Here is a 26,908-nt window from a genome sequence, read left to right as displayed (position 1 = left end):
TTTGTCAATGGGGTCGAACAAAGGGCCGCGCGGCCCGCGCGGCCCTTTGCGTGGACGTCAGGGCGTCCAGTCCGGACGCAGCGGGTACGTCGTCTCGCCGTCCGGCCCGTTACGGGTGGCCAGCACCTGGTGCAACTGGATGCCGTTGCGCTCGAACGCCATCCGCGACCCGGCCATGTACAGCCCCCACACCCGGGCCGTGCCCGGCCCGACCTCACCCACGCAGAAATCCCAGTGCTCCACCAGGTTGCGGCACCAACCGGCCAGGGTCAGCGCGTAGTGCTGGCGCAGGTTCTCCTCGTGGTGCACCTCCAGCCCGGCGTCGTGGATCTCGCCGATCAGCCGTCCCGGACCGGCCAACTCACCGTCCGGGAAGACGTACCGGTCGATGAACGCGCCCGAGCGGTGCGGCGCCCGGTTGTCGGCCCGGGTGATGCAGTGGTTGAGCAGCCGCCCGTCCGGGCGCAGCCGCTCCCGCAACGCCCGGAAGTACGCCGGATAGTTACGCACCCCGATGTGCTCGGTCAGCCCGATCGAGGAGACCGCGTCGAACTGCTCCCGCGGCGCGTCCCGGTAGTCCAGGTGCCGCACCTCGGCCAACTCGGACAGGCCCTCCCGCTCGATCGCCGCCTGCGCCCACTGCGCCTGCGCCCTCGACAGGGTCACCCCGAGCGCCTTCACGCCGTACTCCCGGGCCGCGTGCCGGACCATGCCGCCCCAGCCGCACCCCACGTCCAGCAGCCTCATCCCTGGCCTGAGCGCCAGCTTGTTCGCCACCAGGTCGTACTTGGCGCGCTGCGCCTCCTCCAGCGTGTCGTCCGGGGAGCGGAAGACCGCGCAGGTGTACGTCATGGACGGGCCGAGCACCTTCTCGTAGAAGGCGTTCGACACGTCGTAGTGGTGCGAGATCGCCGTGCTGTCCCGGGACTTGGAGTGCCGCAGCCCGTTCATCACCCGCTTCCAGCGCGGCTGCGCCTCCTGCGGCGGGGGCGGCGGCGGCAACAACCGCTCCCAGCCCAGCCCCCGGACCAGCGCCAGCCCCTCGGCCACCGACGGCAGCCGCAGCGGCATGTCGTCCTTGAGCACCGTCAACGCCGCGTACGGGTCGCCCGGGTGCACGCCGCTCAGCGCCAGGTCACCGCTGACGTACGCCCGGGCCATGCCCAGGTCACCGGGGGCGGTGAGCAGGTAGGACAGGCCACGCTCGGAGCGGATGGACAGGGTGATGCCGGCGTCGGCGGGCCCCACCGCGCTGCCGTCGTAGGCGGTGATCCGGACCGGCAGGCTGCCGGTGGTGACCGCGCGGACCACGTCCGCCACGGTCGTACCGCCCCGCCGGCCCCCCGCCGGTGGTGTCGCGGGCGTACTCGCCGCCCCCTGTTCTCGGTCGGTCAGGCTCATTGTCGTGCTACCGCCTTCTCGTACAGTCCGGTCAGCCGGTGGTCCGGGTCGTAGCGGTCCCGTACGGCCCCCCACACCTGGCCGCCGTAGAGCCGGTCGAACGATTCCCGGTCGTAGTACGCGTCCGAGTAGAGCGACTTGTGCCCGCCCGCCTCGGACACCGCCCGCTCGATGGAGCGGTTGACGTCGCCGTCCGCCGCACCCGCGGCGATCGGCACACTCCCCCAGAAGCCGATGTTCACATAGGTTTCGCCCGGTTGGAGGGGATACAGCGGCCATGCCCGGGCCGATCCCGGGCCGGCCCGCTCCCGCAGCCGCAGCGGGCAGAGCCAGACCGGGGTCATCCCCACGTTCCGGTGGAACCAGCGCAGGAACCCGGCGGTCTCGCCGAGCGGGATCTCCACGTCCTGCACCACCCGCTCCCGGGCCGGCCGGCCCCGCCAGCGGTCCACCCGGGCCGCCACCTGGTGCCGGTGCTCGAAGCGGACCAGCCGGTGGTAGAAGTCGCTGCGCCGGTAGCGCTGCGGCCAGAGCCGGCGCACCACCGGGTGCTGCACCCCGAACGCCGACGAACACCAGAACCAGTCGGTGTCCCAGCGCCAGAGATAGTCGTACGCGCTCAGCGCATCGCGGGTGCGCCGGCGCAGCGACCGGTAGTAGATGTCCTGGCCGGTGTAGTCGCTGGGCCGCTCCGCCTCGTCGCTGAACGAACCCAGCACCAGATAGGCCTCGCCGGGGCTGAACATCACCCCGTCCATCGCGTCGACCGGCTCACCGGCCCAGACGCCCTTGTCGATTACCTCGCCGATCGCGTCGGCCAGCTCCTCCAGCCGGGTGAACCGGATGTTGCGCAGGCTCACGAATCGGCGCACCGGTTGCAGCTCGATCCGCAGCCGGGTGGCGTAGCCGAGGCTGCCCAGCGAGTTGGGGAAGGCCCGGAACAGGTCGGCGTGCTCGCCGACCGACCGGGCGGTGACGATCTCGCCGGAGCCGGTGAGGATGTCCATCTCGGTCACCGACTCGTGCGGCAGCCCGTTGCGAAACGACGTGGACTCGATGCCCAGCCCGGTCACCGCCCCACCCAGGGTGATCGTGCGCAGCTGCGGCACGACCAGCGGCATCAACCCGTGCGGCAGGGTCGCGTCCACCAGGTCCTCGTAGGTGCACATGCCCTGCACGTCGGCCGTCCGGGCCGCCGGGTCCACCCCGATCACCCCGGTCAGGCCACTGACGTCCAGCCCCGGACCGCTCGGCGCCGACCGGGGCCGAAACAGGTTCGAGGTGCGCTTGGCCAGCCGCACGGGCTCGCCGGGTGGCACCGCGGCGTACGACCGCCGCAGTGTGGCCACCGCGTGATCATGGTCGACCGGATGATCCACACGCTCCGCGCGCATGAGATCACATTACGCCTCCAGCCGCCCGGGAGGGGGGACGTCCACGGTGGCCGTTTCGCGTCCCGCCGGCGGCTTGCGGGTTACCGTGGTGCGCAGCGGTGGCCGGGGCGGCCCCGGCGGCATAGCGTGGCAGCATGCCGAAAGCTGTGTGGAACGACGTCGTGGTCGCCGAGAGCGACGACACCGTGCTGGTCGAGGGAAACCACTACTTCCCCCGGTCCGCCCTGCGCGACGACCTGATCCGGGAGTCCGACACGCACACGGTCTGCCCGTGGAAGGGCACCGCCTCCTACTACTCCCTGGAGCACGACGGCCGCACCAGCGCCGACGCCGTCTGGTACTACCCGGAGCCGAAGCCGGAGGCGGAGCAGGTCCGTGACCGGGTGGCGTTCTGGAAGGACGTCCGGGTCGTCGACTGAGCGACGTCGATCGCCGGTCCCGGCGGTGGACCAAGCGTGACCGGGCGGAGCGGCGATTGGCCCCGGGGCACCCGGTTGCGTCAGGATGCCCCCATGGCCGTCTCCGATGAGCGCAACGACCCGGCCGGCACCGTCTACGGCGCCGGCCGCCGCCGCCCGTCCCGCCCCGGGCTGCCCGGCGACCCGCTGATGCGGATCGCGCTGGCGATCGGGCTGGTCGGCGTCCTGCTCGGGGCCTTCTTCGCCACCGGCGTGCTCGGTGGCGGCGGCGACGAGCCGGTGCTGCCCGCCGCCGCGGCCACCCAGGAACCGGCGGCCGACGAGTCGCCGACGGACGCCGAGCCGACCGTCGAGCCGCTCCCGACCGTGCCGGCGGAGCCGTCGCCGACGCCCTCCCCCACCCCCGAGGCCACCACGCCCCCGGCGCCGCCCGCCCCGGCCGGCCCGCCGACCGGCCCGCAGCTGTTCAAGGCGGTCACCTCCGGCCTCTGCGTCGGCCTGGCCGGCGGCGAGCCGGAGGGTGCCGACGCGACCCTGGTCGACTGCACCGGCGGCCCCGACCAGCAGTGGGTGGCCACCCCGGTGAACGGGGACGTGGTCACCCTGACCAACGCCGCCACCGGCAAGTGTCTCGACGTGGACGGCGGCAGCGGTGACGACGGCGCGGTCGTGCAGCAGTGGTCCTGCCAGGGGCAGGCCAACCAGCAGTGGCGGATCGTCGCCATCGGCACCGGCCCGGTGCTGCTCACCCCGGTGCACAGCGGCAAGTGCGTCCGGATCCACGACAACGCCACCACCGCCGGGGCCTACCTGGAGCAGGCCACCTGCACCGCCACCGCCGAGCAGCAGTGGACGCTGGGCTGACCGTCAGCCGCGATAGCTCCAGGCCCGCCGGCCGGTGACCACCGGCACCGGCTCCACCGCGACGACCACCGGCTCCCGTCGACGCAGCAGCAGCGACAGCACGGCCGCGCCGACCGACAGCGCGCCGGCCGCGTACCAGGCCACGGCGTAGTCGCCGAGGGAGTCCCGGACCAGGCCGGCCCCGGTCGCGGCGATCGCCGCGCCGAACTGGTGGGCGGCGAAGACCCAACCGAAGACCACCGCGCCGGACGCGCCGAAGTACTCCCGGCACAGCGCCACCGTGGGCGGCACGGTGGCCACCCAGTCCAGCCCGTAGAAGACGATGAAGACCAGCATGCTCGGCTGCGCGCTGTCGGCGAACAGCGCCGGCAGCACCAGCAGCGACGCACCGCGCAGCGTGTAGTAGGCCGCCAGCAGCAGCCGGGCGTCCACCCGGTCGGTGAGCCAGCCGGAGGCGATCGAACCGGCGATGTCGAAGATCCCGACCAGGGCCAGCAGCCCGGCCGCGGTGGTCTCCGCCATGCCGTGGTCGTGCGCCGCCGGCACGAAGTGGGTGCCGACCAGCCCGTTGGTGGTCGCGCCGCAGATCGCGAAGCCGCCGGCCAGCAGCCAGAACGCGCGGGTCCGCGCGGCGGCGGCCAGCGCGCCCACCGCCCGCGCCGCCGCCCCACCGGCCGGCGCGGGCGCCGGCACCACCTCGGTCGCGCCGTAGGCGGGCATCCCGAGATCCGCCGGGTGCTCGCGCAGCAGCCACGCCACCAGGGGTACGACCGCCAGCGCGGCCCCGGCCACGACGAGCGCCGCCACCCGCCAGCCGTGGTCGCGGACCAGCACCGCCAGCAGCGGCAGGAAAACCAGCTGGCCGGCCGCCCCACCGGCGGTCAGCACCCCGGTGACCAGCCCGCGCCGCTTCACGAACCAGCGCCCGGTCACGGTCGCCACGAAGGCCAGCGCCATCGAACCGGTGCCCAACCCGACCAGTACGCCCCAGCAGAGCAGGAGCTGCCAGCTCGCGGTCATGAAGACGGTCAGGCCACTGCCGAGGGCGACCAGCAGCAGCGCGGCGGCCACCACCCGACGGATGCCGAACCGGTCCATCAGCGCGGCGGCGAAGGGCGCGGTCAGGCCGTAGAGCAGGAGGTTGACCGAGACGGCGGCGGAGATGGTCGCCAGCGGCCAACCGAACTCGGCGTGCAGCGGGTGCAGCAGCACCCCGGGCGTGGCGCGGAACCCGGCCGCGCCGACCAGCGCCACGAAGGCGACGGCGGCGACGTACCAGGCCGGATGCGGGCGGTGTCGGATCACGCTGTCGAGTCTTCGGGCCGGCGCGTCCGGCGGCGAGTGGCCGGAAAGCCATCATGCGCAATAATCAGGCCATGACCAGCGTCGCGCACCGGATCGGGGTGCTCGCCCTCGACGGGGTGGTCGCCCTGGATCTCGGCACCCCCGCCCAGGTCTTCGGCACCGCCCGCACCGACGACGGCACCCCGCTCTACACGGTCGCCACCTGCACGCCGGGCGGCCGGCCGGTCCACTCCAGCGCCGGCTTCCAGGTCCTCCCCCGGCACGGCCTGGAGCTGCTGGCGGACGTGGAGACCGTGATCGTCCCCGGCATCCACAGCGGCGACCCACTGGACGACGGCACCGTCGACCCGGCCGTCGCCGAGGCGCTGCGGGCCGCCCACGACCGGGGCGCCCGGGTGATGTCGATCTGCACCGGCGCGTTCGTACTGGCCGCCGCCGGGCTGCTCGACGGCCGCCCGGCCACCACCCACTGGGCGTACGCGAGCCGCTTCCGCCGGCTGCACCCGACCGTCGACCTGGACCCGGACGTGCTCTTCATCGACGACGGGCCGGTGCTCACCTCGGCCGGCGTGGCCGCCGGGATCGACCTGTGCCTGCACGTCGTCCGCACCGACCACGGGGCCGCGGTGGCCAACCGGTCGGCCCGGCGGTGCGTGGTGCCGCCGTGGCGCGACGGCGGCCAGGCCCAGTACATCGAGCGACCCGTGCCGGCCGGCCCGCGTACCGGCACCGCCGCCACCCGGGAGTGGGCCCGCCAGCGGCTGCACGAGCCGGTCACCCTCCGCGACCTGGCCGGACACGCCCGGATGAGCGTCCGCACCTTCACCCGGCACTTCCGCTCGGAGACCGGGCTCAGCCCCGCCCAGTGGCTGCTGGGACAGCGCACCGACCACGCCCGGCTGCTGCTGGAGACCACCGACCTGAGCGTCGACCAGGTCGCCCACCGGTCCGGCTTCGGCACGGCCGCCGCCCTGCGCCAGCAACTCCAGCTGCGGATCGGGGTCTCCCCGTCGGCCTACCGCCGCACCTTCCGCCACTCCCCCACCTGACCCGCGGGCAGGGGTGCGCTCAGGCGGGGTGGGGGTGGCGGCGCAGAGAGTGCAGTTGGGCCAGGTGCATGGGGAGGTGGACGCGGGCGTGCAGGTCCAGCACCCGCCCCCAGGGCAGGGACTCGTCCACGTCCAGGTCGAAGCCCTCCCGCAGCACCGTGTCGACCGGCGTCTCGGCGGCCTCGCCCAGCCGGTCGGTGAGCGCGCAGAGCTTCTGGCTGGTGGCCCGCAGCAGGGTGGCCAGCCCGTCCAGCCCGCCGCACTCGGCGGCCAGGGCGTCCAGCTGCGGCCGGTGGATGGTCTCCAGGTCGTAGTAGGCGAACGGGGAACCGGCGAGCACCGCCTCGGTCGCCTCGCTCATCAGCTCGTCGTTGGCGGCGAGGTGCGCCACGATCTGCTCCGCGCTCAGCTCCCCCTCGGCCGGTACGCCGAACTCCCCGCCGTCGACGAGGTCGAGCACCTCGTCGTAGCGTCGCCGCAACTCCCCGCTCTCCACCACTCCCGCAGCCAACCCGTCACCCCGCCCGGGTGCCGGCCGATCGGCACCGGTTCACCCGGACGGGGCTGCGGGTCAGCGGCGACCGTGCCGGGCACGCAGGTAGTCGGCGACGACGTACTCGCCCAGGTCGTCGGGGTCGGGGGTGAACATCCGCCCCTTGGAGCGGCGCGCCACCGCGTCCACGAAACGGCGCAGGCCGGGGTCGTCACCGAGCATGAACAGGTTGATGGTGGCGCCGTAGCGGGTCAGCCGGTCCACCTCCCGGATGGTCGCCTCGACGGTCTCCGGCAGCGGCGGCCAGTGGAAGTACGCCTCCCCGTCGTCCGGGTCGAGGTGGGCGGTCGGCTCGCCGTCGGTGACCACCAGCACCACCGGCTCGGCGCCCGGGTGCTTGCGCAGGTGCCGCCCGGCCAGCCGCAGCGCGTGCTGGAGGTTGGTGCCCTGCTGGAGGTCCGGCTCGACGGCCGCCAGCTCCTGCTGGGTGAGCGCCGCCGCCTCGCGGCCGAACCCGACGATCTGGAGCGCGTCCTGCGGGAACCGGGTGGCCACCAGGTGCGACAGGGCCAGGGCCGTCTGCTTCATCGGCCCCCAACGCCCCTGCGAGATCATCGAGTACGACAGGTCGACGCAGAGCGCCACCGCCGCCGACGCGCGCCGTTCGGTCTCCACCACCTCGAAGTCGTCGACGGCCAGTTGCAGGGGCACGGTGGGGCCGGCCCGGCGTACCGCGCGGGTGAGGGTGCGGACCACGTCCAGGGGCTGCTCGTCGCCGTACTCCCACTGCCGGGAGGCGCCGCTGACCTCGCCGGCCGCCCCGGCCGAGCGCAGGTCGTGCTGACCGCGGGGGCCGGCGGTCAGGTCACCGAAGACCTTGCGGAGCGCGGTGCCGGCGAGCCGGCGCAACGCCTTCGGGCTCAGGGTCAGGCCGTCGGCGTCCCGGCTCACCCAGCCCTGCCGGCGCAGCTCCCGCTCCAGCTCCCGCAGCCGGCGTACGTCGTCGGCGGCCTCGCGGCCCAGCGTCCGGGCGACCGCGTCGACGTCCACCTCGTCCAGGGTGGCGCCGGGCTGGTCCTGGTCCAGGGCGTCGAGCAGCTCGTCCAGCTCGGCGATCTCGTCGAGCGCGCCGGTCGCCTCGCCGTACCCGAGCTGCTGGTCGCCGCGGACCCGCTCGCCGCGCTGCCAGTTCAGGTCGGGGCGCAGCGCCTTCAGGTGGTCGTCGAGCGCCGACAGCTCGGTGGAGAGTTGGTCGCCGAGCGACTGGCGCATCAGGCCGGCCAGTTCCTCGCGCTGTCGGTCCGACAGCGACCGCATCAGCCGCTCCCCGGCGGCGGCCCGCCGGGCCAGCACGTCGACCAGCTCGTCGACGTCCTTGGGTTGTTCGGGGAAGAACTCGCCGTGCCGGCGCATGAACTCGGCGAACGCGTCGGTGGTGTCCTCCGAGCGGGCGTGCCGGCCCAGCAGGTCGTTGAGGTCGCGCATCATCTCGGCGAGCTGCCGCTGCACCGCCGGGTCGCCGGCGGCCCGCGCGGCGTCGCGCAGCCCGGCGAAGCGCTGTTCCAGCACGTCGCCGCGGAGCCCGTCGAGGATCTGCTGGTACGTCCGCCGCGCGTCCTCGCTGGCCCACCGGTAACCGGCCAGCTCCTGCACGGCGCGGGCGGTGGAGCGGGGCAGGTTGTCCAGCACCGCCTCGGCGAACCGGGCGTCGTCGTCGGCACGGTCACGCAGGGCGTCCCGCTCGGCGGCGAGCGCCTGGTCGAGCAGCGCCCGGGACCGGGTGACCGTCCCGTCGAGGTCGCCGCGGCGCAGCGCCTCCCGGCGCAGCCGGCGGGCCCGGGCGGCCAGGTCCTCCAGGCCACCCCGGCCCTGCGGTCCCCGGCGCAGCAGGTCGCGCAGCGCCTCCCGCAGGCTGCCGCCGTTCAGCACCTCGGCGCCGACGGCGTCCACCGCCTCGCGCACGTCGTACGGCGGGGCGAGCGGGTCGGGGCCGCCGCGCCACTGGCCGTAGCGGAACCGGTTGCCGGCCATGGTCAGCCCCGGCCGCCGTAGACGGTGCGTCCGGTCTCGGTGAGGTCCTTGCCGAGCCGGCGGGTCAGGTGCAGCCCCTCCAGGACGAACTCGACCCCGGCGGCGGCCTGCTCGGGGGTGGGCGCGTCGCCCAGGCCGAGCCGGTCCAGCGCCTTGGCCAGCCCGGGCACGGTGCCGACCTGGCGCAGCAGCTCGGCGGAGGAGACCAGCTCGCCGGTCTCGATCACCGTGCCCTCGCCGACCAGCGCGGTGAAGCCGGAGAGGTCCAGTCCGGCCAGCCGGGCCCGGAACGTCTCCGCGGTGGCGGTGCGCAGCAGGTGGGCCAGGATCTCGATCTCCCGCCCCTCCTCGCCGCTCTCGAACTCCACCTTGCCGCGCAGCGTCGAGGTCACCGAGACGGCGTCACCGACCCGGGCGACGGCGTCCTCGGGGCGTACCCCTTCGGGAGCGGAACCGGCGAGCAGGCCGGCGCGGCGCAGCGCGGCCGCCGCGACGGTCTCGGCGGCGGCGATGGCGAACCGGGCGGAGACGCCGGAGCGCGGGTCCACCGACGGCGACTCGCGGACGTCGCGGGCGAACCGGGCGAGGACCTCCAGCACGTGCTCCGGCACCTCGGCGACCAGGTCGGCCTCCTGCCGGATCAGCGCCAGCTCCAGCTCCAAATCGACCGGGTAGTGGGTACGGATCTCCGCGCCGAACCGGTCCTTGAGCGGGGTGATGATCCGGCCCCGGTTGGTGTAGTCCTCCGGGTTGGCGCTGGCCACCAGGAGCAGGTCCAGCGGCAGCCGCAGCTGGTAGCCGCGGACCTGGATGTCCCGCTCCTCCAGCACGTTGAGCAGCGCCACCTGGATGCGTTCGGCCAGGTCGGGCAGCTCGTTGACGGCGAAGACGCCCCGGTTGGTACGCGGCACCAGCCCGAAGTGGATGGTCTCCGGGTCGCCGAGGGTGCGCCCCTGGGCGATCCGGATCGGGTCGACGTCGCCGATCAGGTCACCGACGCTGGTGTCCGGGGTGGCGAGCTTCTCGCCGTAGCGCATCGACCGGTGCAGCCAGCCGATCGCCAGGTCGTCGCCGGCCTCGGCCACCTGGGCGCGGCTGGCCGGGGTGAGCGGGTGCATCGGGTGCTCGTTGAGCACCGAGCCGGGGATCACCGGGGTCCACTCGTCGAGCAGCGCGCCGAGCGAGCGGATCAGCCGGGTCTTGCCCTGGCCGCGCTCGCCGAGCAGCACCATGTCGTGGCCGGCGAGCAGGGCCCGCTCGACCTCGGGCAGGACGGTGTCGTCGTAGCCGACGATGCCGGGGAAACGGTCCTCGCCGGTCCGCATCCGGGCCAGGAGGTTGTCGCGGAGTTCCTGCTTGACCGTGCGGTAGCGGTGTCCCGCGGCGCGGAGCTGCCCGAGCGTGCCGGGCAGGTCGGCGGGCGGGACCGGAATAGCCTGGTTGGGCGCAGTCACCCGATACACGCTAGCGCGGTCCCGGCCGTCCCGGCCCGGTCCGGACCGGGCCGCCCCCGTCGCGACCCGGTCCGGTGGCCGTCACTCCCGGTCGCAGCGCTGGCAGGCGCCCCGGCGACGCAGGTGGTAGGCGAGCGCCGCGGCCCCCAGCGCGACGCCCCAGAGCGGCCAGAGCAGCATCGGCGCCTCGGCCGAGCTGAAGTCCTCGGTGAGCCGCCAGAACGCCGGCGCGGTCAGCAGGGCCAGCGATGCCGAGGTCACCGACAGGGCCACCAGGGCCGCCGGGACCACCGCCAGGGCGACCGGCACCCGCCGGCCGGCGAGCCCGGGCAGCCAGCGCGGGAACCGCTCGCCCCACGGCCGGATCAGACCCACGGTGAGCACCGCGCCGACGGTGGCGAACGCGCCCAGCCCGACGCCGCCCCAGACCAGTCCGGTCTCGCGCATCTCGGCCAGGAAGTCCTCGCCGATGCCGAGCGGGATCCCGAGCAGCCAGGCGAACCGGGTGGCCGCGTAGACCAGGGGGATCACCGCGGCGGTCCAGGTCGCCCAGCGGCCCCACCGGGCCGCCGACGCCGCCGTGGTCCAGCCGCGCTCCGGGTCGCGCCGGCCGCAGGCCGGGCAGGCCGCGCTGGTACGCCGCTGCCAGACCAGCAGCGCCCCGGCCAGCAGCACCCCGCCGACCAGCGCCGCCGCGCGGGCGAACAGCGCCCAGGTGAACAGCTCCGAGTAGTCGACCGGTGGCCAACCGAACGGTGCGCCGATGATCAGCATCGGGGCGTACCCGAGCATCATCAGCACCCGCACGTCCGGCACCACCACGGCGAGGAAGGCGGCCAGCGGCCAGCCGTAGCCGAGGACGAGCAGCCGTAGCGGGCGGCGGAGCGGGGTGGAACCGGCGGCAACCAGGGCGACCACGGCACCGGCCAGCAGCAGGCCGGCGAAGAGCGGCGGCCCGGCCGCCACCGGCACCGACCGGAGCAGGTTCGCGCCGTCGCCGTACGGGTCGTTGTCGCCGAACGGGTAGCCGGCCCGGGTCAGGGTGCCGACGAGCGCGAGCACACCCCAGCTGGCCAGCCAGGCGGCGGCCAGCGGTGCGGTGAGGCGGAGCCGGGACGACTCCCGGGTATGGGTCCTCGTGGTCATGACCCCAGCCTCGGCCGATCGATCCCCGCCGGCCTCCCGCCCGCGGAGCAGCCCGGTCCCCCTGCCGAGGGAGCGGCGGTCAGGCAGACGGGGCACCGGGGGCGGCGCCGCCGGTGGTACGCGGCGGTCGCCACGGCCAACCCCAGGCCCCACAACGGCCAGAGCCAACCGGGACCACCGGCGCCCCAGCCGGTGATCTCCGGTCCCTCCGGCTCGGGGCGCAACCAACCCAACTCGGTGCCGACGACGATCCGCACGACGGAGAGCCCGCCGATGGTCACGAGGATCGCGGCGAGCCCCCCGAGCGTGGTCGGCAGCGCCGGCGGGATCCGTCGCCCGGCGAGGACGGGGATCCAGCGGGGCCACACCTCACCCCAGGGCCGGACCAGCCCGAGCGCGAGCACGCCACCGCCGATCGCGAGCGCGGCCAGCGCCGCCTCCCCGAACCGCGCGGCCAGTGGCTGGTCGGCCAGACCCTGGTCGATGCCGAGCGGGACGCCGAGCGCCCAGGCCAGCCGGACCAGCCCGTACGGCAGCGGGGCGAGGAACGCGGTCCAGGCGGCGACCGGGCCGAGCCGGACCAGCCGCGAGGGCCGGTCGGCGCTCCCACAGGACGGGCAGCGCCCGGCCCGCCGCCGCCCGGCCGCCAGGGCAGCCCCGGCGAAGGCCAGTCCACCGAGCACCACCACGCCCTGGTTGAGCACCCGCCAGTCGAGCTTCACGAAGATGAACAGCAGCGCGTAGGCGGCGTTCTGCAACAGTCGCGCGTCGGGAAGCACCAGCAGCAGGATGCCGGCGAGCAGCCAGGCCGCCCCCACGGCCAGCCGGTTGGCGATCCGTCCGGAGGTGCGCAGCAGGGCCACGGCGACCAACGCGCCGGCCAGGCAACCACCGGCGAGCAGGGGCGCCGCGTCGGCGGCCGCCGCGCCGGCGAGCACCGAGCCCATGCCGGCGCCGTCCGGATCCGCGTCGCCGTACGGGAAGCCCGCCGCGCCGGACGACCAGGCGACCGCCAGTGCGCCGTAGCCGAGGCACCAGACCAGCGCGGCGTACCCGGACCAGACCGGCCAGTGCCGCCAGGCGCGGACCAGGGCCCCGGGCGGACGGGCGGTGCGATCGCGGCGGACAGGGCGGGGGATCTCGGGAAGGTCCATGGACGCAGCATCGGCCGGTGGCCCGGGCGGATCCTCCCCCGCTCAGGTGACCGGGCTCCCTCGACGTGCTCAGCCGGTCGGCACCACGAACCCCGACTCGTACGCGGCGATCACCGCCTGGGTGCGGTCGCGGACGCCCAGCTTGGCCAGCACGTTGCCGACGTGCGTCTTCACCGTCTCCACCCCGACGACCAGCTCGGCGGCGATCTCGGTGTTGGACAGGCCGGTGGTCATCAGCCGCAGCACCTCCCCCTCCCGCTCGGTGAGCCGGGCCGAGGCCAGCCGGTCCCCGCCCGGGCCCGCGTACGCCCCGACCAACTGCCGGATCGCCGCCGGGAACAACAGCGACTCGCCGGCCGCCACCACCCGGATCGCCTCCACCACCTCGGCGGGGCGGGCCCGCTTCAACAGGAAGCCGCTGGCTCCGGCGCGCAGCGCCTCGTAGACGTACTCGTCGTTGGCGAAGGTGGTGACGACCAGGACGCGGGGCGGGTCGGCGGAGGTGGCGAGCAGCCGGCGGGTGGCCTGGATGCCGTCGATGGCCGGCATCCGCACGTCCATCAGCACCACCCGGGGGCGCAGCTTCGCCACCAGCGGCGGCACCTCGGCGCCGTCGGCGGCCTCCCCCACGACCCGCAGGTCGGGCTGGGCGTCGATGATCGCCCGCAGCCCCACCCGGATCAGTTCGTCGTCGTCGACGATCAGCACGTCGGTGGTCATCGCGGCTCCCCTCGCGGTACCGGCAGGCGGACCTGGACCTGCCAGCGCCCGTTTCGTGGCCCGGCGCTGATCCGGCCGCCGAGCAGCAGCACCCGCTCCCGCATGCCGTCCAGGCCGCGCCCGCCGCCGCCGGGTCCGGTGGCGGCGGTCAGGTCGTTCTCCAGCTCGATCTCCAGCCAGCGGCCGTCGGGGTCCGGGTCCGCCGGTTCGGCGGGTACGTCCACCCGCAGCCGGACCGGTCCGCGGCCGTGCCGGGCGGCGTTGGTCAGTCCCTCCTGGACGATCCGGTAGCCCTCCCGGGACACCGCGGCCGGCAGCCCGGCGAGGTCGCCGGCGATCCGGGTACGCACCGGCAGCCCGGCGCCGCGGGTGTCGTCGACGAGCCGGCCGAGCTGGGCCAGGGTGCGTTGCGGGGCGGTGCCGGCGGGTGGCCGGGCCCCGTCCTCGCGCTCCCGGAGCAGGCCCAGCACGTGGTCGAGGTCGTCCATGGCCGCGCGGCTGGTCTCCTCGATGGCGGCGAGCGCCCGGCGGGCGAACTCCGGGTCGCCGTCGAGCACCTGCCGGGCGGCGCCGGCCTGGAGGGTGGCCACGGTCAGCGCGTGCCCCACCGAGTCGTGCAGCTCGCGGGCCAACCGGTTGCGTTCGGCGAGCCGGGCGGCCCGCGCCTCCAGGCCGGCGATGCGTTCGGCCGGGGAGGGGCCGAGCAGCACCGGGGCCATCGACGCGGCGAGCGCGCCCAGCCCGGCCACCGCGTAGCCGAGGCCGACCAGCACGACCACACCGACCAGCGTCGACCAGACCCGGTTCTGCCCGATCAGCGGCCCGAAGCCCTGCGCCGGCCCGGTGTCGATGCCGAACTGCTGGGCGATGAAGACCAGGGCCATCGGAAAGGCGCTGATCGCGGCGAAGACCACCACGCCGCCGGTGGCCAGGTGCAGGGCGATCCAGAGCGCGGCGCGCAGCCGGGTCTCCCGGTCCAGCCGGTGGCCGGCCGGCGGCTCCGGCAGCTCCACCGCGAGCAGGGCCCGGGCGGCGGCGATCTCCAGGGTCCGGCTGCCGTGGAGGAAGACCGGCACGGCGGCGATCACCACCGCCACCAGCAGCAGGCCGACCACCATCGGCAGCGGTACCGCATCCCGGGTGAACAGCTGCGCGAAGGTCGCCGCGAGCAGCGCGTACGGCAGCGCGAGCACCCCACCGAGCAGCAGGAACACCGCGCGCCGCCAGGTGCTGACCCGCACCAGCGGCCCCAGCACGCGATGAACCCTCACCGCCCCATTCTGCCGCCGCGACCGGACCGGCGACTCCCCCGCACCGGGGAGATCGAGCAGGCCGACTGCCGCGACCAGGTCAGGGTTTCCGGGCAGCCCGCCCGCGGAGGGATCGAACCTGACCGCCCGGAGCGGGTGGGCTGCCCGGAAACCCCCGACCGACCAACCTCAGCGATGGTCCTCCACGTACTCCTGCGGGTCCTTGTCGGCGAAGCGCAGGTCACGGCCGTTCTTGTGCTCGCCGTAGAACTTCAGCCAGCGGGCCCCCAGCTCGGCGCGGAGCTCCACGCTCGCGTGCTTGCGGAAGTCGGGCAGCGCCTCGTCCTCCTCCTCGGCCAGGTGCTCGCTGTTCTCCCGGCGGGCCTTCCACACCGCGGCCCACCACTTCTCGGAGCCGACCGGGTGCAGCTTGGCCTCGGCCACCGCGTCCCGGATCTTGTTGTGGTCGCCGATGGCGTCCTCCGTCTCGTCCTCACCGTCGTCGCCGTGCTTGACCAGGTGCGGATAGAGGATCGCCTCCTCCGCCTCGGCGTGGATGTCCAGGTGCAGGGCGAGCGCCTCCCAGACGGCGAGCCGTTCGGCGTCGTCGCGGGCGTCGTCGAGGCGGGCGAAACCGCGCCGGAAGGCGGCGTGGTCGTCGAGGATCAGCGCGGTGATGTCGTCCATCGGCTCACTTTCCCATTCGGTTGCGGATCAGCTTCGCTGCGGCGGCCAACCCGGTGACCGGCCGGAACCGGTGGGCGGCGTCGCGGAGGGCGGCGTACTGGTCGTCGGCCAGGTCGATCTCGGCGGCGGCGGCGTTGCGTTCCATCTGTTCCACGCTGGACGCGCCGGGGATGGCCACCACGTTCGGGTGCCGGAGCAGGTAGGCCAGGGCGATCTGGCTGGGCGTGGCGTCGTGCGCCTCGGCGACCTGCCGCAGGGTGTCGATCAGCGCGGCGCCGCGTTCCAGGTTCTCCGGCAGGAAGTACGGGTTGGCCCGGCGTACCGCGCCGCTGGGCGGGTTCTTGGCGTCGTAGCGGCCGGAGAGGAAGCCCTGGGCCAGCGGGCTGTACGCGATGACGATCCGGCCGGCCTGCTCGGCGTACGGGATCAGGTCGTCCTCGGGCTTGCGGTCGATCATGCTGTAGCGGACCTGGTTGCTCAGCACCCGGCGGCCGAGGGCGGCCTCGGCGAACTGCCAGCGGCGCAGGCTGTAGTTGCTGACCCCGACCTCGCCGACCAGGCCGACGTCCTGCAACGCCCGCATGCCGCGCATGGTGGTGGTGTCGGCGACCACCGGGTTGGGCTGGTGCACCTGGTAGAGGTCGATCTGCCGGACGCCGAGCCGCGCCGCGGAGGCGACCGCCCGCTGCTGCACCACCGAGGCGACCGGCAGCACCGGGAAGATCTTGCTGGCCACCACGACCTTGTCCCGCTGGTCGCCGACGACTGCTCCAGGTCGCGGCGCGGCGCCAGACGCGTCGTGCTGGAGTGGTCGAAGCGCCGCGCCGAGGATCCGTTCGCTGCGGCCGAAGCCGTACAGCTCGGCGGTGTCGAAGAGGGTGACCCCGAGGTCGAGGGCGCGCCGGACGATGTCGGCGGCCCGGTGCTCGTAGTCGGCGCCGTAGCCCCACTCCCGGGAGCCGAACTGCCAGGTGCCGAGACCGATCTTGGAGATGGGACGGGGGGTGTCGAGCTGGACGAAGCGCATGGGCTCGAAGCTACCCGCGCGAGCGCCCCGGCACGCCCGTTCCGGGCCGCCGGGCCGACGCCCGGTCGCCGTCGGCGGCGCGGACTAGGCTCGTGATCCGTGACCTACCTCGCCGCGGACGACCGCTACGACTCCATGACCTACCGGCGCGCCGGCCGCAGCGGGCTGCGCCTGCCCGTCATCTCGCTCGGGCTGTGGCACAACTTCGGCCCGGACCGGCCGTACGAGCGGCAGCGGGACATTGTCCGGCGCGCCTTCGACCTCGGGGTGACCCACTTCGACCTGGCGAACAACTACGGCCCGCCGCCGGGCGCCGCCGAGGAGGCGTTCGGCCGGATGCTCGCCACCGACCTGAAGCCGTACCGGGACGAGCTGGTGGTCTCCAGCAAGGCGGGCTATCTGATGTGGCCCGGCCCGTACGGCGAGTGGGGTTCGCGCAAGTACCTGATCGCGTCGCTGGACCAGTCGCTGCGCCGACTCGGGCTGGACTACGTCGACGTCTTCTACTCGCACCGGTTCGACCCGGACACCCCGCTGGAGGAGACGATGGGCGCGCTGGACGCGATCGTCCGCTCCGGAAAGGCGCTCTACGTCGGCGTCTCGAACTACGACTCGGAGCAGACCGCCCGGGCCGCGGCCATCCTGCGCGACCTGGGTACGCCGCTGCTGATCAACCAGCCGTCGTACTCGATGCTCAACCGGTGGACCGAGGCCGACGGCCTGCTGGACACGCTGGCCGAGGTCGGTGCGGGCTGCATCGCGTTCAGCCCGCTGGCGCAGGGGCTGCTCACCGACCGTTACCTCAAGGGCATCCCGGCGGACTCCCGGGTACGGACCAGCGTCTTCCTCAACGAGAGCGACCTGGACGAGGAGAAGATGGCCACCATCCAGGGGCTGGCCTCGGTGGCGGAGCGCCGGGGCCAGAGCCTGGCCCAGCTGGCGCTGGCCTGGGCGCTGCGCGACCCGCGGATGACCAGCCTGATCATCGGGGCGAGCAGCGTGGAGCAGCTGGAGACGAACGTTGCCGCGGTGGGCCGGCTGGACTTCACCGCCGAGGAGCTGGCCGGGATCGACGAGCTCCTCGGGCGGTGAACGGTCTCACTTGCGGTTCATGTACTGCTGATATTCCTTGATCACGTCACGGGTCGGGCCGTCGCCGCGGATCACCCCGGATTCGAGCCAGATGGCCCGCTCGCAGGTGTCGATGATCGACTGGTTGTTGTGGCTGACCAGGAAGACGGTGCCGGCCTCGGCGCGCAGCTCGCGCACCCGGGCCTCGCTGCGCTTGCGGAACCGGGCGTCGCCGGTGGCCAGCGCCTCGTCGATCAGCAGCACGTCGTGCTTCTTCGCGGCGGCGATGGCAAAGCGCAGCCGCGCCGCCATGCCGGACGAGTAGGTCCGCATCGGCAGCGAGGCGAAGTCGCCGCGCTCGTTGATGCCGGAGAAGTCGATGATCGACGGGGCGGTCCGGCGGGCGTCGGCCTTGCTCATGCCCATGGCCAGGCAGCCCAGCTCGACGTTGCGCTCGCCGGACAGGTCGTTCATCAGCGCGGCGTTGACGCCGAGCAGCGAGGGCTGGCCGGCGGTGTAGAGGCCGCCCTTCTCAATCGGCAGCAGCCCGGCGATGGCCCGCAGGATGGTCGACTTGCCGGAGCCGTTGCTGCCGATCAGGCCGATCGCCTCACCCCGGTACGCGGTGAAGCTGACCCCCTTGATCGCGTGCACCTCGCGCAGACCCGGGGTGCGCTTGCCGGTGAGCATCCGGCTCAGCGCGGCCACCGGGGAGCCGCTGCCGACCGTGCCGGGGCCCTGCACCCGGTAGACGACGTGCACGTCGTCCACGATCACGGTGGGGATCCGCTGGCCGGCTTCGGCCCGGTAGTCGGCGACCTCAGCCACGTCCATACTCCTGCTCCCCTCGCCAAAAGTAGACATAACCACCGACGAAGACCACCGCCGCCCAGACGACCGCCAACAGCCACAGGTGGGGCAGCGTAGACGAGAGCTGGACGTTCTCCAGCATCGCGTGCCGGATCAGCTCGATGTAGACCAGCAGCGGGTTGGCCTCGACGATTCCCGCCGCCCAGCCAGGCAGGTGCTTGGCGAAGAGCGTCGAGCTGTAGAAGACGCCGGAGGCGTACATCCAGGTCCGCATGATGAACGGGACGACCTGCTTGAGGTCGGTGAGCTTGCTGCCCAGCCGGGCCATGAACATCGCCAGGCCGGTGTTGAAGGTCATCTGGAGCAGCAGCGCCGGGACGATCAGCAACCACTCGAAGGTGAGCGGCTCACCGGTGAGCAGCACGATGGCCGTCAGCACCAGCATCGAGGCGGCGATGTTCTGCAGCTCGATCAGCGCGATCGCGACGGGCAGGCAGGCTCGCGGGAAGTGCAGCGCCCGGATCAGCCCCATGTTGCCGGTGATCGCCTGGACGCCGGCCTGGGCCACCGTCTGGGTGAACAGGAAGATGAACAGCCCGGTGCAGAGGTACGCGATGAAGTTCGGCACCGAACGGCTGGTGGCCAGGATCACGCCGAAGATCAGGTAGTAGACCGCCGCGTTGGTCAGCGGGGTGAGCACCTGCCAGAGCCGACCCAGCCGGGTCAGGCTGAACGAGGCGGCCACCTTGGCGTTGGAGTACGCCACGATGAAGTGCCGGTACGCCCAGACCTGCCGGGCATATCCGCCGAGAGTCGGTCTCGTGCCGGCGAAACCGAGGCCGTGCCGGGCGGCCAGTTCCGCCGGGGTCAGGCCCGCGTCCGGATCGGCGAACGCCGTGTCGGGCATGGAGATGTGCTCCGATCTCTCGGTCCTTCTGGGGAGGAGCATCCGTCACTCAGCGTATAAGCGGCACCCGACGGAACGGGTCCGTTTCAACGCTGCGCCGAATGTAGTCCACCCAACGTCGAGACGCAACGGTACCGTCGTTGCGCTACGCTGGCCTGCGTGACCCAGAACAAGCGCGCTCCGGCGGGGGCAGCGGTGCTCCGAGGAGACATCACCTCGGCCATCCGCGCCGCCGTCATGCAGGAGCTCGCCGAGGTCGGCTACGGGCGCCTGTCCATCGAGGGAGTGGCCCGCCGGGCCGGCGTGGGCAAGACCGCGGTCTACCGCCGGTGGAGCTCCAAGCTGGCCCTGGTCCTCGACGTGGTGTCCGACCTCGCGGTCCGCAAGATGCCGCTGCCGGACACCGGCTCGCTCCGCGACGACCTGGAGATCCTGCTCCAGATCATCAACCAGGTGCTCAAGCACCGGCTGGCCTCCCAGGTCGTCCCCGACCTGCTCGCCGAGGCGGCCCGCAACCCGCAGATCGCCGAGACCCTCCAGCAGGCGCTGCGCGCCAACCAGCGCAACGTCGCCGACCAGCTGCTCGGCCGGGCGATCGCCCGCGGCGAACTCTCCCCGCAGATCGACACCGAGGCGGCCGTCGACCTGATCATCGGGCCGCTCTACTGGCGGTTGGCCATCTCCCGGACCCGGATCCCCCAGGGCCACCTGCCCCGGCTCGCCGCGGTCACCGCCGCCGCCCTGCAGTCCGAGCTGATGTCACCACCCCCACCGGCGCCGCGACCCCCCGCGCCCCCGGCCAGCGAGGCGGCGCCCCGACCGGCCGCGCCCCCGGCCACCGAGACTGCCCCCGCCACGGTCGTCCCACCGGTCACCACGCCCCCACCGGGCGCCACCGTCACCGCCTGATCCCCAGGACCCCCGTCAGGAGACACCGAAGATGCTCCCCCGCACCGAGAACGCGCCCGCCCTGCCCGAGGTGAAGGTCCTCGTCGTCGGCGGCGCCGGCTTCATCGGCAGCACGGTCGCCACCGCCTGCCTGGAGAACGGCATCACCCCGGTGATCCTGGACAACCTCAGCACCGGCCGGGAGGAGTTCACCCGGGGGCGGATCTTCTACCAGGGCGACATGGCCGACGGCCCCCTGCTCGACAAGATCTTCGCCGAGCACCCGGACATCCAGGCCGTGGTGCACTGCGCCGCGCTGATCGTGGTGCCCGAGTCGGTGGCCCACCCGCTGCGCTACTACCGGGAGAACGTCGCCAAGTCCCTCGACCTGGTCGAGAGCCTCATCCGCAACGGCTGCACCCGGCTGCTGTTCAGCTCGTCGGCCTCGATCTACCAGCCCGGCGCCGACTTCACCGTCGACGAGAGCTCGCCCATCGAGGCGCTCAGCCCGTACGCGCGCAGCAAGGCGATGCTGGAGCAGATGCTGGAGGACGTCGCCCGGGCGTACCCGCTGCGGGTGCTGTCGCTGCGCTACTTCAACCCGATCGGTGCCGACCCGCGGCTGCGTACCGGCCTGCAGGTGCCCCGGCCGACCCACGTGCTCGGCCGGCTCATCGAGGCCGCCCGCGGTGGCGAGGAGTTCCCGCTCACCGGCACCGACTGGCCCACCCGCGACGGCTCCGGCATCCGCGACTACGTGCACGTCTGGGACCTGGCCCGGGCGCACGTCCTGGCCCTGCGCCGGTTCGACTCGATCTTCCCGGCCGACGGCGACGCGTACACCGTGATCAACCTGGGCACCGGCGACGGCACCACCGTGCGCGAGCTGGTGACCGCCTTCGAGCAGGTCCTCGGCCACTCGGTGAAGGTCCACGAGACCGACCGTCGGCCCGGCGACTCGGCGGGCACCTACACCCGCAGCGACCGGGCCCGGGAACTACTCGGCTGGACCCCGACGTACTCGATCGCCGACGGCATCCGCGACTCGCTGCGCTGGATGGCCGAACGCGACTCGGTGCTCGGCGCGCCGGCGCCGACCGCCACGGTCCCGGCGATGGGCGACGGGACGCGGGACGCGGCCGCCGTCGTCACCGGCGGCGACCCGGCCCCGTGCTAGCTTTCTCCGATGTTCCGGACAGGGGTACGGCGACGCGGAGGATCGACATGGCGCCCGTGACCCGGCGCCAGGTCGTGGCCGGGGTACGCCGGCGACTCGGCTCCTTCTCCCAACGCCTTCGTGACGTCACCCCCCGCCGGCTGCCCAACTGGGACGAGCAGTCGGCCACCGCGACCGGCGGTCGGCCCGGCGACCTCACCGTCGGCACCGTCGGCGAGCTGACCCGGCACCTGCTGCGAACGGCCGACACCGCCTCCGTCCGGGAGTTACGGGTCGTCGTCGAGCGCTGGCAGGCGCCCCGGCCCGGCTGGTCCGGGCGGCTCGGCCCGCTGCCGGGGCTGCTGACCCACCAGGTCGCGCTGCCCGCCGCCGGCACCGGCCGGGCCCAGGTCGCGGTGACCCTGACCGACGCGCTGCCGCTGCACCGGGTGGTCGCCGCCGTGTTGGCCGTGCTGCGGCCCGACCCGGCACTACCCGCCCCCGGCTCGGTCGACATCGCCGTCGACGGCCCCCTGCCCGGCTGGCTCGACCCGGCCGCGGTGACCCACGCCCCGGCCGGACCCGAGCCGGGTGACGCCCCGGTCCGCCCGTACGACCTGCGGCTGTCGCCCGCCGACGCCGAGCCTCCCGCCGAACCCCCGACCGGCCGGCTCAACGTGCCCGCGGCCCGGCTGGCCGGCGACACCACCGGCGTCCGGCCCCCGGCCGACCCGCCGGTCGTGCTGGTCGACGCCGGCGCCGCGAACCCGGTCGGCCGCAACCGGTACGGCGCGAAGATGCCGGTCGGCCGGCTGGTCCTCACCGACGACCGGTGGCGCATCGACACCGGCTCCGAGTCGCACACCGTGGTAGCCGGCCGGATCGGCGAACCGCTCGACGGTCGCCAGTCGGCCGTGCTGCGCGACCTGTACGCGGTGACCGTGCCGCCGCAGGCCGGTGCCGGCCCGGCGCTCGCCGCCACCGTGGCGCAGCTGGCCATGACCGGCCTGCTGGTGCACGCCCCCGACCTACCGGCGGAGGTGACCGGGCTGCTCGGCCCGGAGCTGGCCGCGCTGACCACCCTCGCCCCACCCGGGCCGGACACCGACGCCGTCGACCGGGAACTGGCCAGCGTCAGGCAGCGCCGCGCCGCGCTGCGCCGGCACGCCGCCGCGGTGGCCCTGCCCCGGGCGATCGCCGACCATCCCGGTCTGGCGACCCCGCCCTCGGTCACCGCCCTGCTGATGACCCGCAGACCGGAGCGGCTGGTCGTGGCGCTGCGCGACTTGGCCGGACAGACCTACCCGCAGCTGGAGGTCGTGGTCGGACTGCACGGCGTCGAGCTGCCGCCCCAGGTGGCCGCCGCCGTCGCGGCCTGCCCGCTGCCCGTGCAGGTGGTCACCGTCGGCGCCGGGGTCCAGTTCGGCGCGGCGCTCGCCGAGGTCACCCGGCATGCCCGGGGCACTCTGGTCACCAAGGTCGACGACGACGACCGGTACGGCGTGGAGCACGTCTGGGACCTGGTCCTGGCCCGCCACTACTCGGCCGCCACGGTGGTCGGCAAGGGCGCCGAGTTCGTCTACCTGGAGCCCCGCGACCTCACCGTCCGGCGCCGGATGGCCAGCGAGATCTACGACGACGTGGTGGCCGGCGGCACCATGCTGCTGTCCCGCGGCGACCTGGAGGCGGTCGGCGGCTGGCGGCCGGTGAACCGGTCCATCGACCGGGCCCTGCTGGACCGGGTGCTCGACGCCGGTGGCCTGGTCTACCGCACGCACGGCTTCGGTTTCCTCTACACCCGGCACGGCGAGGGCCACACCTGGGATCCTGGGCTGGACTACTTCGTGCAGAACCCGCTGCGGCAGTGGACGGGCCTGCCGCCCCACGAGAGCTTCGGAACCGCATGAGCGCCGTGCCCCGCGTGCACCGCAACGACTGGTCCACGCTGACCGTCCCCGACCTCGGCAGCTGGCGCCCCGAGCTGTCGGTGAGCGTCGTCATCCCGGCCTACAACTGCCAGGCCAGCCTGGACCTGACACTCGCCTCGCTCAGCCGGCAGACCTACCCCGACGAGCTGCTGGAGGTCGTAGTCGTCGACGACGGCTCGCAGCCGCCGATCGAGCTGCCCGCCGTCCGGCCGGCCAACACCCGGCTGGTCCGCGCCGGGGAGCACTCCGACGGCTGGGGCCGGGCCAACGCGCTGCACGTCGGCGCCACGGTGAGCACCGGTGAGGTGTTGCACTGGCTCGACGCCGACATGGTGGCGCACCCGGCGCACGTCGAGGCCCAACTGCGCTGGCACCACGTCGCCCCGTACGCGGTGACCCTCGGCTACAAGCGGTTCGTCGACACCTGCCCCGGCGCGGCCGACTGGCCCACCCCGGACGCCGTCGTCGCGCTCTGGGACGCCGGCACCCCGCAACGGCTGTTCGACACCGAGGGCGAGCCGCACGACTACGTCGAGCGGTACATCGACCGCACCGACCAGCTCCGCGCGGCCGACCACGAGGTGTTCGGCATCCACGTCGGCGCGACCGCCGCGCTGCGCCGCGAGCTGTACCAGGCGTGCGGCGGCCTGGACACCACGCTTCGCCTGGGCGAGGACACCGAACTGGGCTACCGGCTCGCCGCAGCCGGGGCGCTGTTCGTCCCCGAGCCGCTCGCCGGCAGCTGGCACCTCGGCGCCAGCCACGTGATGCAGGACAAGGAGCGGGTGCAGCGCCACAATCGACCGTACCTGGCCGACCGGATGCCCTATCCGCGCTGGCTGCGCCGGGTCGGCGGCTCGAACTGGTCGGTGCCGCTGGTCGAGGCGGTGGTCACCGCCGGCGACGAGCCGCTGGAGCGGGTCCGGGCCGCCGTCGACGCCGTCCTCGGCGGCGACGAACGCGACCTGGTGGTGTGCCTGGTCGGCCCCTGGGACCGGCTGGGCGAGGGACGCCGGCGGGTCCTCGCCGACCCGGACCTGGACCTGCGGCTGCTGGCCGAGACCTACCGCGGGGACCCGCGAGTGCGGCTGGTCACCGAGGCGCCCCACACGCCTTTCCCGGCCGCGTACCGGCTGGACCTGCCGGCCCGGCACGGGCTCGGCCCGCACGCCGTACGCCGGCTGGTGGAGCTGGCCGACCGGGAGCAGGTGGGGCTGGTCGAGCTGCGCCCGTCGGGAGCGACCGACGGGCCGGCCACCCGGTTGTGGCGCACCGCCGCCCTCGGCCGAGTCGACCGGGTCGGCACGGCCGGCCGGTCGCTCGCCGACGCCGTCACCGAACTGCACGGCAGCCGTACGGTCGCCGCCGAGACGATCGGCATGGTGGATCTGGGCCGGTTCGCCCCGGAGCAGCTCGCCGCAGGTCTGCGGACCATCGCCGACCCAGCCCTCGGGGGCAGCCGGTGGGTGCCGAACGCGGTCGAGGTGGCCGGCGTCCGCTCGCTGGCCAAGGCCACCGTCCTGGTCGGTACGCTGGCCGGCCGCAAGCTCTCCGCCCGGATCCGCCGCCGGGTGGTCCGCCCCGCCGTGCCGGTCCGACCGCGCCCCGACGGCGGCGCTCAGCCGCCCGGCGACGGCTGACCCACCCGACCCTCCCCGATTCAGGCAAGGTGACCATGGATCCGCGGCCGCAGCCGATGATCTCGATCATCATCCCGGTGTTCAACGTGGCGGACTTCCTTCCGCGCTGCCTGGACAGCGTGCTCGCGGACCCGGCACCCGACATCGAGGTCATCGCCGTCGACGACGCGTCACCCGACGCCAGCGGCGCCGTCCTGGACGAGCGGGCCGCGACCGATGGCCGACTGCGGGTCGTGCATCTGTCGGAGAACGCCGGCCTGGGCGGCGCCCGCAACGCCGGCCTGGACCGGGCCCGCGGCGAGTACGTCTGGTTCGTCGACGCCGACGACTGGCTGCCGGAGGGATCGGTGGACGCGGTACGGCGGCGGCTCGCCGCACAGCGCCCCGACGTCCTGGTGGTCGACCACGAGGAGGTCTTCCCGGACGGCCGGACGGTGCGTGGCGCGTACGGCGAGGCGCTGCGCGAGCCGACCGCCCCGATCGGTCTCGCCGACCGCCCCGAACTGCTGAAGCTCGCCCAGTCGGCGTGCACCAAGGTGGTCCGGCGGGACTTCCTGCGCCGGATCGGCCTGCGCTTCTCCCCCGGTTGGTACGAGGACTGCTCCTACAGCCACCCGCTGCTGATGGCGGCGCGCTCGATCGACCTGCTCGACCGGGTCTGCTACTGCTACCGGCAGCGGGCCGACACCGGAGCCATCACCAAGACCCCGAGCCCGCGGCACTTCGAGGTGTTCGACCAGTACGAACGGCTGTTCACCCTGGTGGAGAACGCCGCGCCGGCGTACGACCGGTACCGGCCGATCCTGTTCCGGCTGATGATCGACCATTACCTGGTCATCGTGGGCAACGAGCGACGGGTGCCGGCCCCCCTGCGGCGGGCGTTCTTCGACCGGATGGTCCGGGACCATCGGCGTTGGCTGCCGGCGCAGGGCTACCCGGTGCCGGGCGGGCTGGCCGGGCTGAAGCATCGGCTGGTGGGCCGCGGCGACTACTCCGCGTACGCCGCCCTGCGCGCCGGCTACCGGGCCGCCCGCCGGCTGCGGTCGGTCGCGCCCCGGACCTGAGCCGGGCGGGTCGAGGTCGGCTCAGCGCAGCCCGGCGGCGCCCAACGCCCGCTTGGCCATGGCCCGCACGCCGCTCTCCTCTCCCGGCCGGTACGAGTGCGGAGTCTGCAGGGTGCGCCGGACCCGCTGCTCGTCCACCTCCTCGCCCAACCAGCCGAAGAGCTGCCGGATGTTGGCCAGGCTGTCGTCGATCTCGTCGAACTGGAAGTGGAAGTGCCGGTCGTCGGCGGGCACCGCCCGCATCCGCGCGTCGGCCGCCTCGATCCGCTTGAGGGCGTGTGGGTTCTGCGCCCACCAGGCGCTCTTCGCGACGTCGGCGGGGAGGCGGTGGTTGAACACGATCCGGGACTGCGGAAAGGCGGTCCGCAGAAAGTCGAGGTAGCCGTCGAGGTCCTTGACGTGCTCCGAGGTGTAGCGGATCTCCTTGAAGCCGAGCACCCGGTCCCCCGGGGCAGGACGCAACACGTTGGCGACGAACGCGTCGACCAGCGCCCGTTCGAACCCGTCGGGCCGCCACTGGTCCACCCCGTACCAGGGGTCGGTCGCCCGGTTGCCGCCCTGGTGGGTCTCGCGCCCGTCGCGCACCGCCCGGACCGCCTGGTACAGGTGGTGCAGCGCGTTGGCGTTCTCCCCCCGGATCCGGTAGCCGGGGATGGTGTTGAGCAGCCCCATCAGCAAGGTCGACCCGGATCGCCCATAGGTGACGACGAACAGGAAACCGCGCTCGTGCGGCTCCTCGGCACGGCGATTCAACCAGGCGCGCATGTAACCTCTCCGTAATCGGGTCGGCACGACGGGGACGGTCGGCCGTCGACCCCGCGGCGGTACCTTACCCGAGCACCGGCCGGAACGGCCGTGTCCGTGGGGGATCGCCACGGCATCGATGCGTCGGGCGGGTGAACACCGGTCAGGAATGCCCGATCCGGGCCGGCCCCTCCGTGTTCGCGAGTGTGAGCTGGGGTAGCCTTCGGGGCGTTCCGCGATCGCCGACTCGTCAGTGGAGGTCGCAGCCCTGCTCACCTCTGCCGGGTGTTCCCACCCGCGCGGCGT

The 26,908-nt window shown here is 73.9% G+C and carries 24 protein-coding genes; 9 read left to right on the top strand and 15 right to left on the bottom strand.

Going from position 1 to position 26,908, the window contains the following annotated elements; genetic code table 11:
• Positions 1–57: 57 nt before the first annotated feature.
• Both GA0074704_RS08580 and GA0074704_RS08575 read right to left on the bottom strand, forming a co-directional pair.
• On the bottom strand, positions 58–1,401 hold the full coding sequence (locus tag GA0074704_RS08580) for a class I SAM-dependent methyltransferase (RefSeq protein WP_088970006.1): 1,344 nt from the start codon (positions 1,399–1,401) through the stop codon (positions 58–60).
• Positions 1,398–2,795 (bottom strand): FAD-binding oxidoreductase, encoded by a 1,398-nt coding sequence (locus GA0074704_RS08575; RefSeq protein WP_088970005.1) that lies wholly within the window; start codon positions 2,793–2,795, stop codon positions 1,398–1,400. Before GA0074704_RS08575 ends, GA0074704_RS08580 begins: the two co-directional genes overlap by 4 nt.
• Positions 2,796–2,929: 134 nt before the next feature.
• On the opposite strand from GA0074704_RS08575, the gene GA0074704_RS08570 reads away from it, so the two are divergent.
• Together GA0074704_RS08570 and GA0074704_RS08565 are read left to right on the top strand one after the other, a co-directional pair.
• Positions 2,930–3,214, top strand: a complete 285-nt coding sequence (locus GA0074704_RS08570) for a DUF427 domain-containing protein (protein ID WP_088970004.1) — start codon at positions 2,930–2,932, stop codon at positions 3,212–3,214.
• 93 nt (positions 3,215–3,307) lie between these two features.
• Positions 3,308–4,078, top strand: a complete 771-nt coding sequence (locus GA0074704_RS08565; RefSeq protein WP_088970003.1) for an RICIN domain-containing protein — start codon at positions 3,308–3,310, stop codon at positions 4,076–4,078.
• A gap of 3 nt (positions 4,079–4,081) precedes the next feature.
• Here GA0074704_RS08565 and GA0074704_RS08560 read toward each other — a convergent pair whose 3' ends face one another.
• On the bottom strand, positions 4,082–5,383 hold the full coding sequence (locus tag GA0074704_RS08560; protein WP_088970002.1) for an MFS transporter: 1,302 nt from the start codon (positions 5,381–5,383) through the stop codon (positions 4,082–4,084).
• Between the two features lie 53 nt (positions 5,384–5,436).
• On the opposite strand from GA0074704_RS08560, the gene GA0074704_RS08555 reads away from it, so the two are divergent.
• On the top strand, positions 5,437–6,432 hold the full coding sequence (locus GA0074704_RS08555) for a GlxA family transcriptional regulator (protein WP_088970001.1): 996 nt from the start codon (positions 5,437–5,439) through the stop codon (positions 6,430–6,432).
• A 19-nt stretch (positions 6,433–6,451) separates the two neighbouring features.
• On the opposite strand, the gene GA0074704_RS08550 is transcribed toward GA0074704_RS08555, so the two are convergent.
• From GA0074704_RS08550 to GA0074704_RS08510, 9 genes are all read right to left on the bottom strand, one after another.
• The gene (locus tag GA0074704_RS08550; protein WP_088973545.1) at positions 6,452–6,928 is read right to left on the bottom strand and encodes a hypothetical protein; all 477 of its coding nucleotides are present in this window, start codon (positions 6,926–6,928) and stop codon (positions 6,452–6,454) included.
• A 75-nt stretch (positions 6,929–7,003) separates the two neighbouring features.
• Complete coding sequence (locus tag GA0074704_RS08545; protein WP_088970000.1) at positions 7,004–8,956, bottom strand: vWA domain-containing protein; 1,953 nt, start codon at positions 8,954–8,956, stop codon at positions 7,004–7,006.
• Between the two features lie 2 nt (positions 8,957–8,958).
• Positions 8,959–10,419, bottom strand: coding sequence for a magnesium chelatase (locus GA0074704_RS08540; RefSeq protein WP_088969999.1), 1,461 nt, complete (start codon positions 10,417–10,419; stop codon positions 8,959–8,961).
• 72 nt (positions 10,420–10,491) lie between these two features.
• Entirely contained in the window at positions 10,492–11,556 is a 1,065-nt protein-coding gene (locus tag GA0074704_RS08535; RefSeq protein ID WP_088969998.1) for a hypothetical protein, read from the bottom strand.
• Positions 11,553–12,710 (bottom strand): hypothetical protein, encoded by a 1,158-nt coding sequence (locus GA0074704_RS08530; RefSeq protein ID WP_088969997.1) that lies wholly within the window; start codon positions 12,708–12,710, stop codon positions 11,553–11,555. The genes GA0074704_RS08535 and GA0074704_RS08530 overlap by 4 nt, the downstream gene beginning before the upstream one ends.
• Positions 12,711–12,779: 69 nt before the next feature.
• Complete coding sequence (locus GA0074704_RS08525; protein ID WP_088969996.1) at positions 12,780–13,430, bottom strand: response regulator; 651 nt, start codon at positions 13,428–13,430, stop codon at positions 12,780–12,782.
• The gene (locus GA0074704_RS08520; protein ID WP_197697612.1) at positions 13,427–14,701 is read right to left on the bottom strand and encodes a sensor histidine kinase; all 1,275 of its coding nucleotides are present in this window, start codon (positions 14,699–14,701) and stop codon (positions 13,427–13,429) included. The genes GA0074704_RS08525 and GA0074704_RS08520 overlap by 4 nt, the downstream gene beginning before the upstream one ends.
• A gap of 168 nt (positions 14,702–14,869) precedes the next feature.
• Positions 14,870–15,367 (bottom strand): hemerythrin domain-containing protein, encoded by a 498-nt coding sequence (locus GA0074704_RS08515; RefSeq protein WP_088969995.1) that lies wholly within the window; start codon positions 15,365–15,367, stop codon positions 14,870–14,872.
• Positions 15,368–15,371: 4 nt separating this feature from the next.
• Positions 15,372–16,394 carry an aldo/keto reductase gene (locus GA0074704_RS08510; RefSeq protein ID WP_088969994.1) on the bottom strand — a complete coding sequence of 341 codons (1,023 nt, stop codon included), beginning with the start codon at positions 16,392–16,394 and terminating at the stop codon, positions 15,372–15,374.
• A 99-nt stretch (positions 16,395–16,493) separates the two neighbouring features.
• On the opposite strand from GA0074704_RS08510, the gene mgrA reads away from it, so the two are divergent.
• Entirely contained in the window at positions 16,494–17,486 is a 993-nt protein-coding gene (gene mgrA, locus GA0074704_RS08505; RefSeq protein ID WP_088969993.1) for an L-glyceraldehyde 3-phosphate reductase, read from the top strand.
• Positions 17,487–17,492: 6 nt separating this feature from the next.
• On the opposite strand, the gene GA0074704_RS08500 is transcribed toward mgrA, so the two are convergent.
• Complete coding sequence (locus GA0074704_RS08500; protein ID WP_231926788.1) at positions 17,493–18,293, bottom strand: ABC transporter ATP-binding protein; 801 nt, start codon at positions 18,291–18,293, stop codon at positions 17,493–17,495.
• Positions 18,286–19,182, bottom strand: coding sequence for an ABC transporter permease (locus GA0074704_RS08495; protein ID WP_088969991.1), 897 nt, complete (start codon positions 19,180–19,182; stop codon positions 18,286–18,288). Before GA0074704_RS08495 ends, GA0074704_RS08500 begins: the two co-directional genes overlap by 8 nt.
• Positions 19,183–19,377: 195 nt before the next feature.
• On the opposite strand from GA0074704_RS08495, the gene GA0074704_RS08490 reads away from it, so the two are divergent.
• From GA0074704_RS08490 to GA0074704_RS08470, 5 genes are read left to right on the top strand one after another with little or no spacing between them, the layout of a single operon-like run.
• Positions 19,378–20,091, top strand: coding sequence for a TetR/AcrR family transcriptional regulator (locus tag GA0074704_RS08490; RefSeq protein WP_172880876.1), 714 nt, complete (start codon positions 19,378–19,380; stop codon positions 20,089–20,091).
• A gap of 31 nt (positions 20,092–20,122) precedes the next feature.
• Positions 20,123–21,247, top strand: a complete 1,125-nt coding sequence (galE, locus tag GA0074704_RS08485; RefSeq protein WP_231926787.1) for a UDP-glucose 4-epimerase GalE — start codon at positions 20,123–20,125, stop codon at positions 21,245–21,247.
• A 47-nt stretch (positions 21,248–21,294) separates the two neighbouring features.
• Positions 21,295–23,133, top strand: coding sequence for a hypothetical protein (locus GA0074704_RS08480; RefSeq protein WP_088969990.1), 1,839 nt, complete (start codon positions 21,295–21,297; stop codon positions 23,131–23,133).
• On the top strand, positions 23,130–24,794 hold the full coding sequence (locus GA0074704_RS08475; RefSeq protein WP_088969989.1) for a glycosyltransferase: 1,665 nt from the start codon (positions 23,130–23,132) through the stop codon (positions 24,792–24,794). The genes GA0074704_RS08480 and GA0074704_RS08475 overlap by 4 nt, the downstream gene beginning before the upstream one ends.
• A 35-nt stretch (positions 24,795–24,829) precedes the next feature.
• The gene (locus tag GA0074704_RS08470; protein ID WP_088969988.1) at positions 24,830–25,858 is read left to right on the top strand and encodes a glycosyltransferase family 2 protein; all 1,029 of its coding nucleotides are present in this window, start codon (positions 24,830–24,832) and stop codon (positions 25,856–25,858) included.
• 21 nt (positions 25,859–25,879) lie between these two features.
• On the opposite strand, the gene GA0074704_RS08465 is transcribed toward GA0074704_RS08470, so the two are convergent.
• The gene (locus GA0074704_RS08465) at positions 25,880–26,623 is read right to left on the bottom strand and encodes a sulfotransferase (RefSeq protein WP_088969987.1); all 744 of its coding nucleotides are present in this window, start codon (positions 26,621–26,623) and stop codon (positions 25,880–25,882) included.
• Positions 26,624–26,908 lie beyond the last annotated feature (285 nt).

Origin of the sequence: Micromonospora siamensis, from assembly GCF_900090305.1 — a bacterium.
In the GTDB taxonomy this organism is placed as follows: Bacteria; Actinomycetota; Actinomycetes; order Mycobacteriales; family Micromonosporaceae; genus Micromonospora; species Micromonospora siamensis.
The sequence above is the reverse complement of the archived record's forward strand: the minus strand, read 5'-3'. Positions and strand labels throughout refer to the sequence as shown.

Coding starts and splice junctions, on each gene's coding strand:
- GA0074704_RS08580 (WP_088970006.1), bottom strand. CDS start 1,401: ATGAGCCTGACCGACCGAGAACAGGGGGCGGCGAGTACGCCCGCGACA.
- GA0074704_RS08575 (WP_088970005.1), bottom strand. CDS start 2,795: ATGCGCGCGGAGCGTGTGGATCATCCGGTCGACCATGATCACGCGGTG.
- GA0074704_RS08570 (WP_088970004.1), top strand. CDS start 2,930: ATGCCGAAAGCTGTGTGGAACGACGTCGTGGTCGCCGAGAGCGACGAC.
- GA0074704_RS08565 (WP_088970003.1), top strand. CDS start 3,308: ATGGCCGTCTCCGATGAGCGCAACGACCCGGCCGGCACCGTCTACGGC.
- GA0074704_RS08555 (WP_088970001.1), top strand. CDS start 5,437: ATGCGCAATAATCAGGCCATGACCAGCGTCGCGCACCGGATCGGGGTG.
- GA0074704_RS08545 (WP_088970000.1), bottom strand. CDS start 8,956: ATGGCCGGCAACCGGTTCCGCTACGGCCAGTGGCGCGGCGGCCCCGAC.
- GA0074704_RS08535 (WP_088969998.1), bottom strand. CDS start 11,556: ATGACCACGAGGACCCATACCCGGGAGTCGTCCCGGCTCCGCCTCACC.
- GA0074704_RS08530 (WP_088969997.1), bottom strand. CDS start 12,710: ATGGACCTTCCCGAGATCCCCCGCCCTGTCCGCCGCGATCGCACCGCC.
- GA0074704_RS08525 (WP_088969996.1), bottom strand. CDS start 13,430: ATGACCACCGACGTGCTGATCGTCGACGACGACGAACTGATCCGGGTG.
- GA0074704_RS08515 (WP_088969995.1), bottom strand. CDS start 15,367: ATGGACGACATCACCGCGCTGATCCTCGACGACCACGCCGCCTTCCGG.
- GA0074704_RS08510 (WP_088969994.1), bottom strand. CDS start 16,394: ATGCGCTTCGTCCAGCTCGACACCCCCCGTCCCATCTCCAAGATCGGT.
- GA0074704_RS08495 (WP_088969991.1), bottom strand. CDS start 19,182: ATGCCCGACACGGCGTTCGCCGATCCGGACGCGGGCCTGACCCCGGCG.
- galE (WP_231926787.1), top strand. CDS start 20,123: ATGCTCCCCCGCACCGAGAACGCGCCCGCCCTGCCCGAGGTGAAGGTC.
- GA0074704_RS08480 (WP_088969990.1), top strand. CDS start 21,295: ATGGCGCCCGTGACCCGGCGCCAGGTCGTGGCCGGGGTACGCCGGCGA.
- GA0074704_RS08475 (WP_088969989.1), top strand. CDS start 23,130: ATGAGCGCCGTGCCCCGCGTGCACCGCAACGACTGGTCCACGCTGACC.
- GA0074704_RS08470 (WP_088969988.1), top strand. CDS start 24,830: ATGGATCCGCGGCCGCAGCCGATGATCTCGATCATCATCCCGGTGTTC.
- GA0074704_RS08465 (WP_088969987.1), bottom strand. CDS start 26,623: ATGCGCGCCTGGTTGAATCGCCGTGCCGAGGAGCCGCACGAGCGCGGT.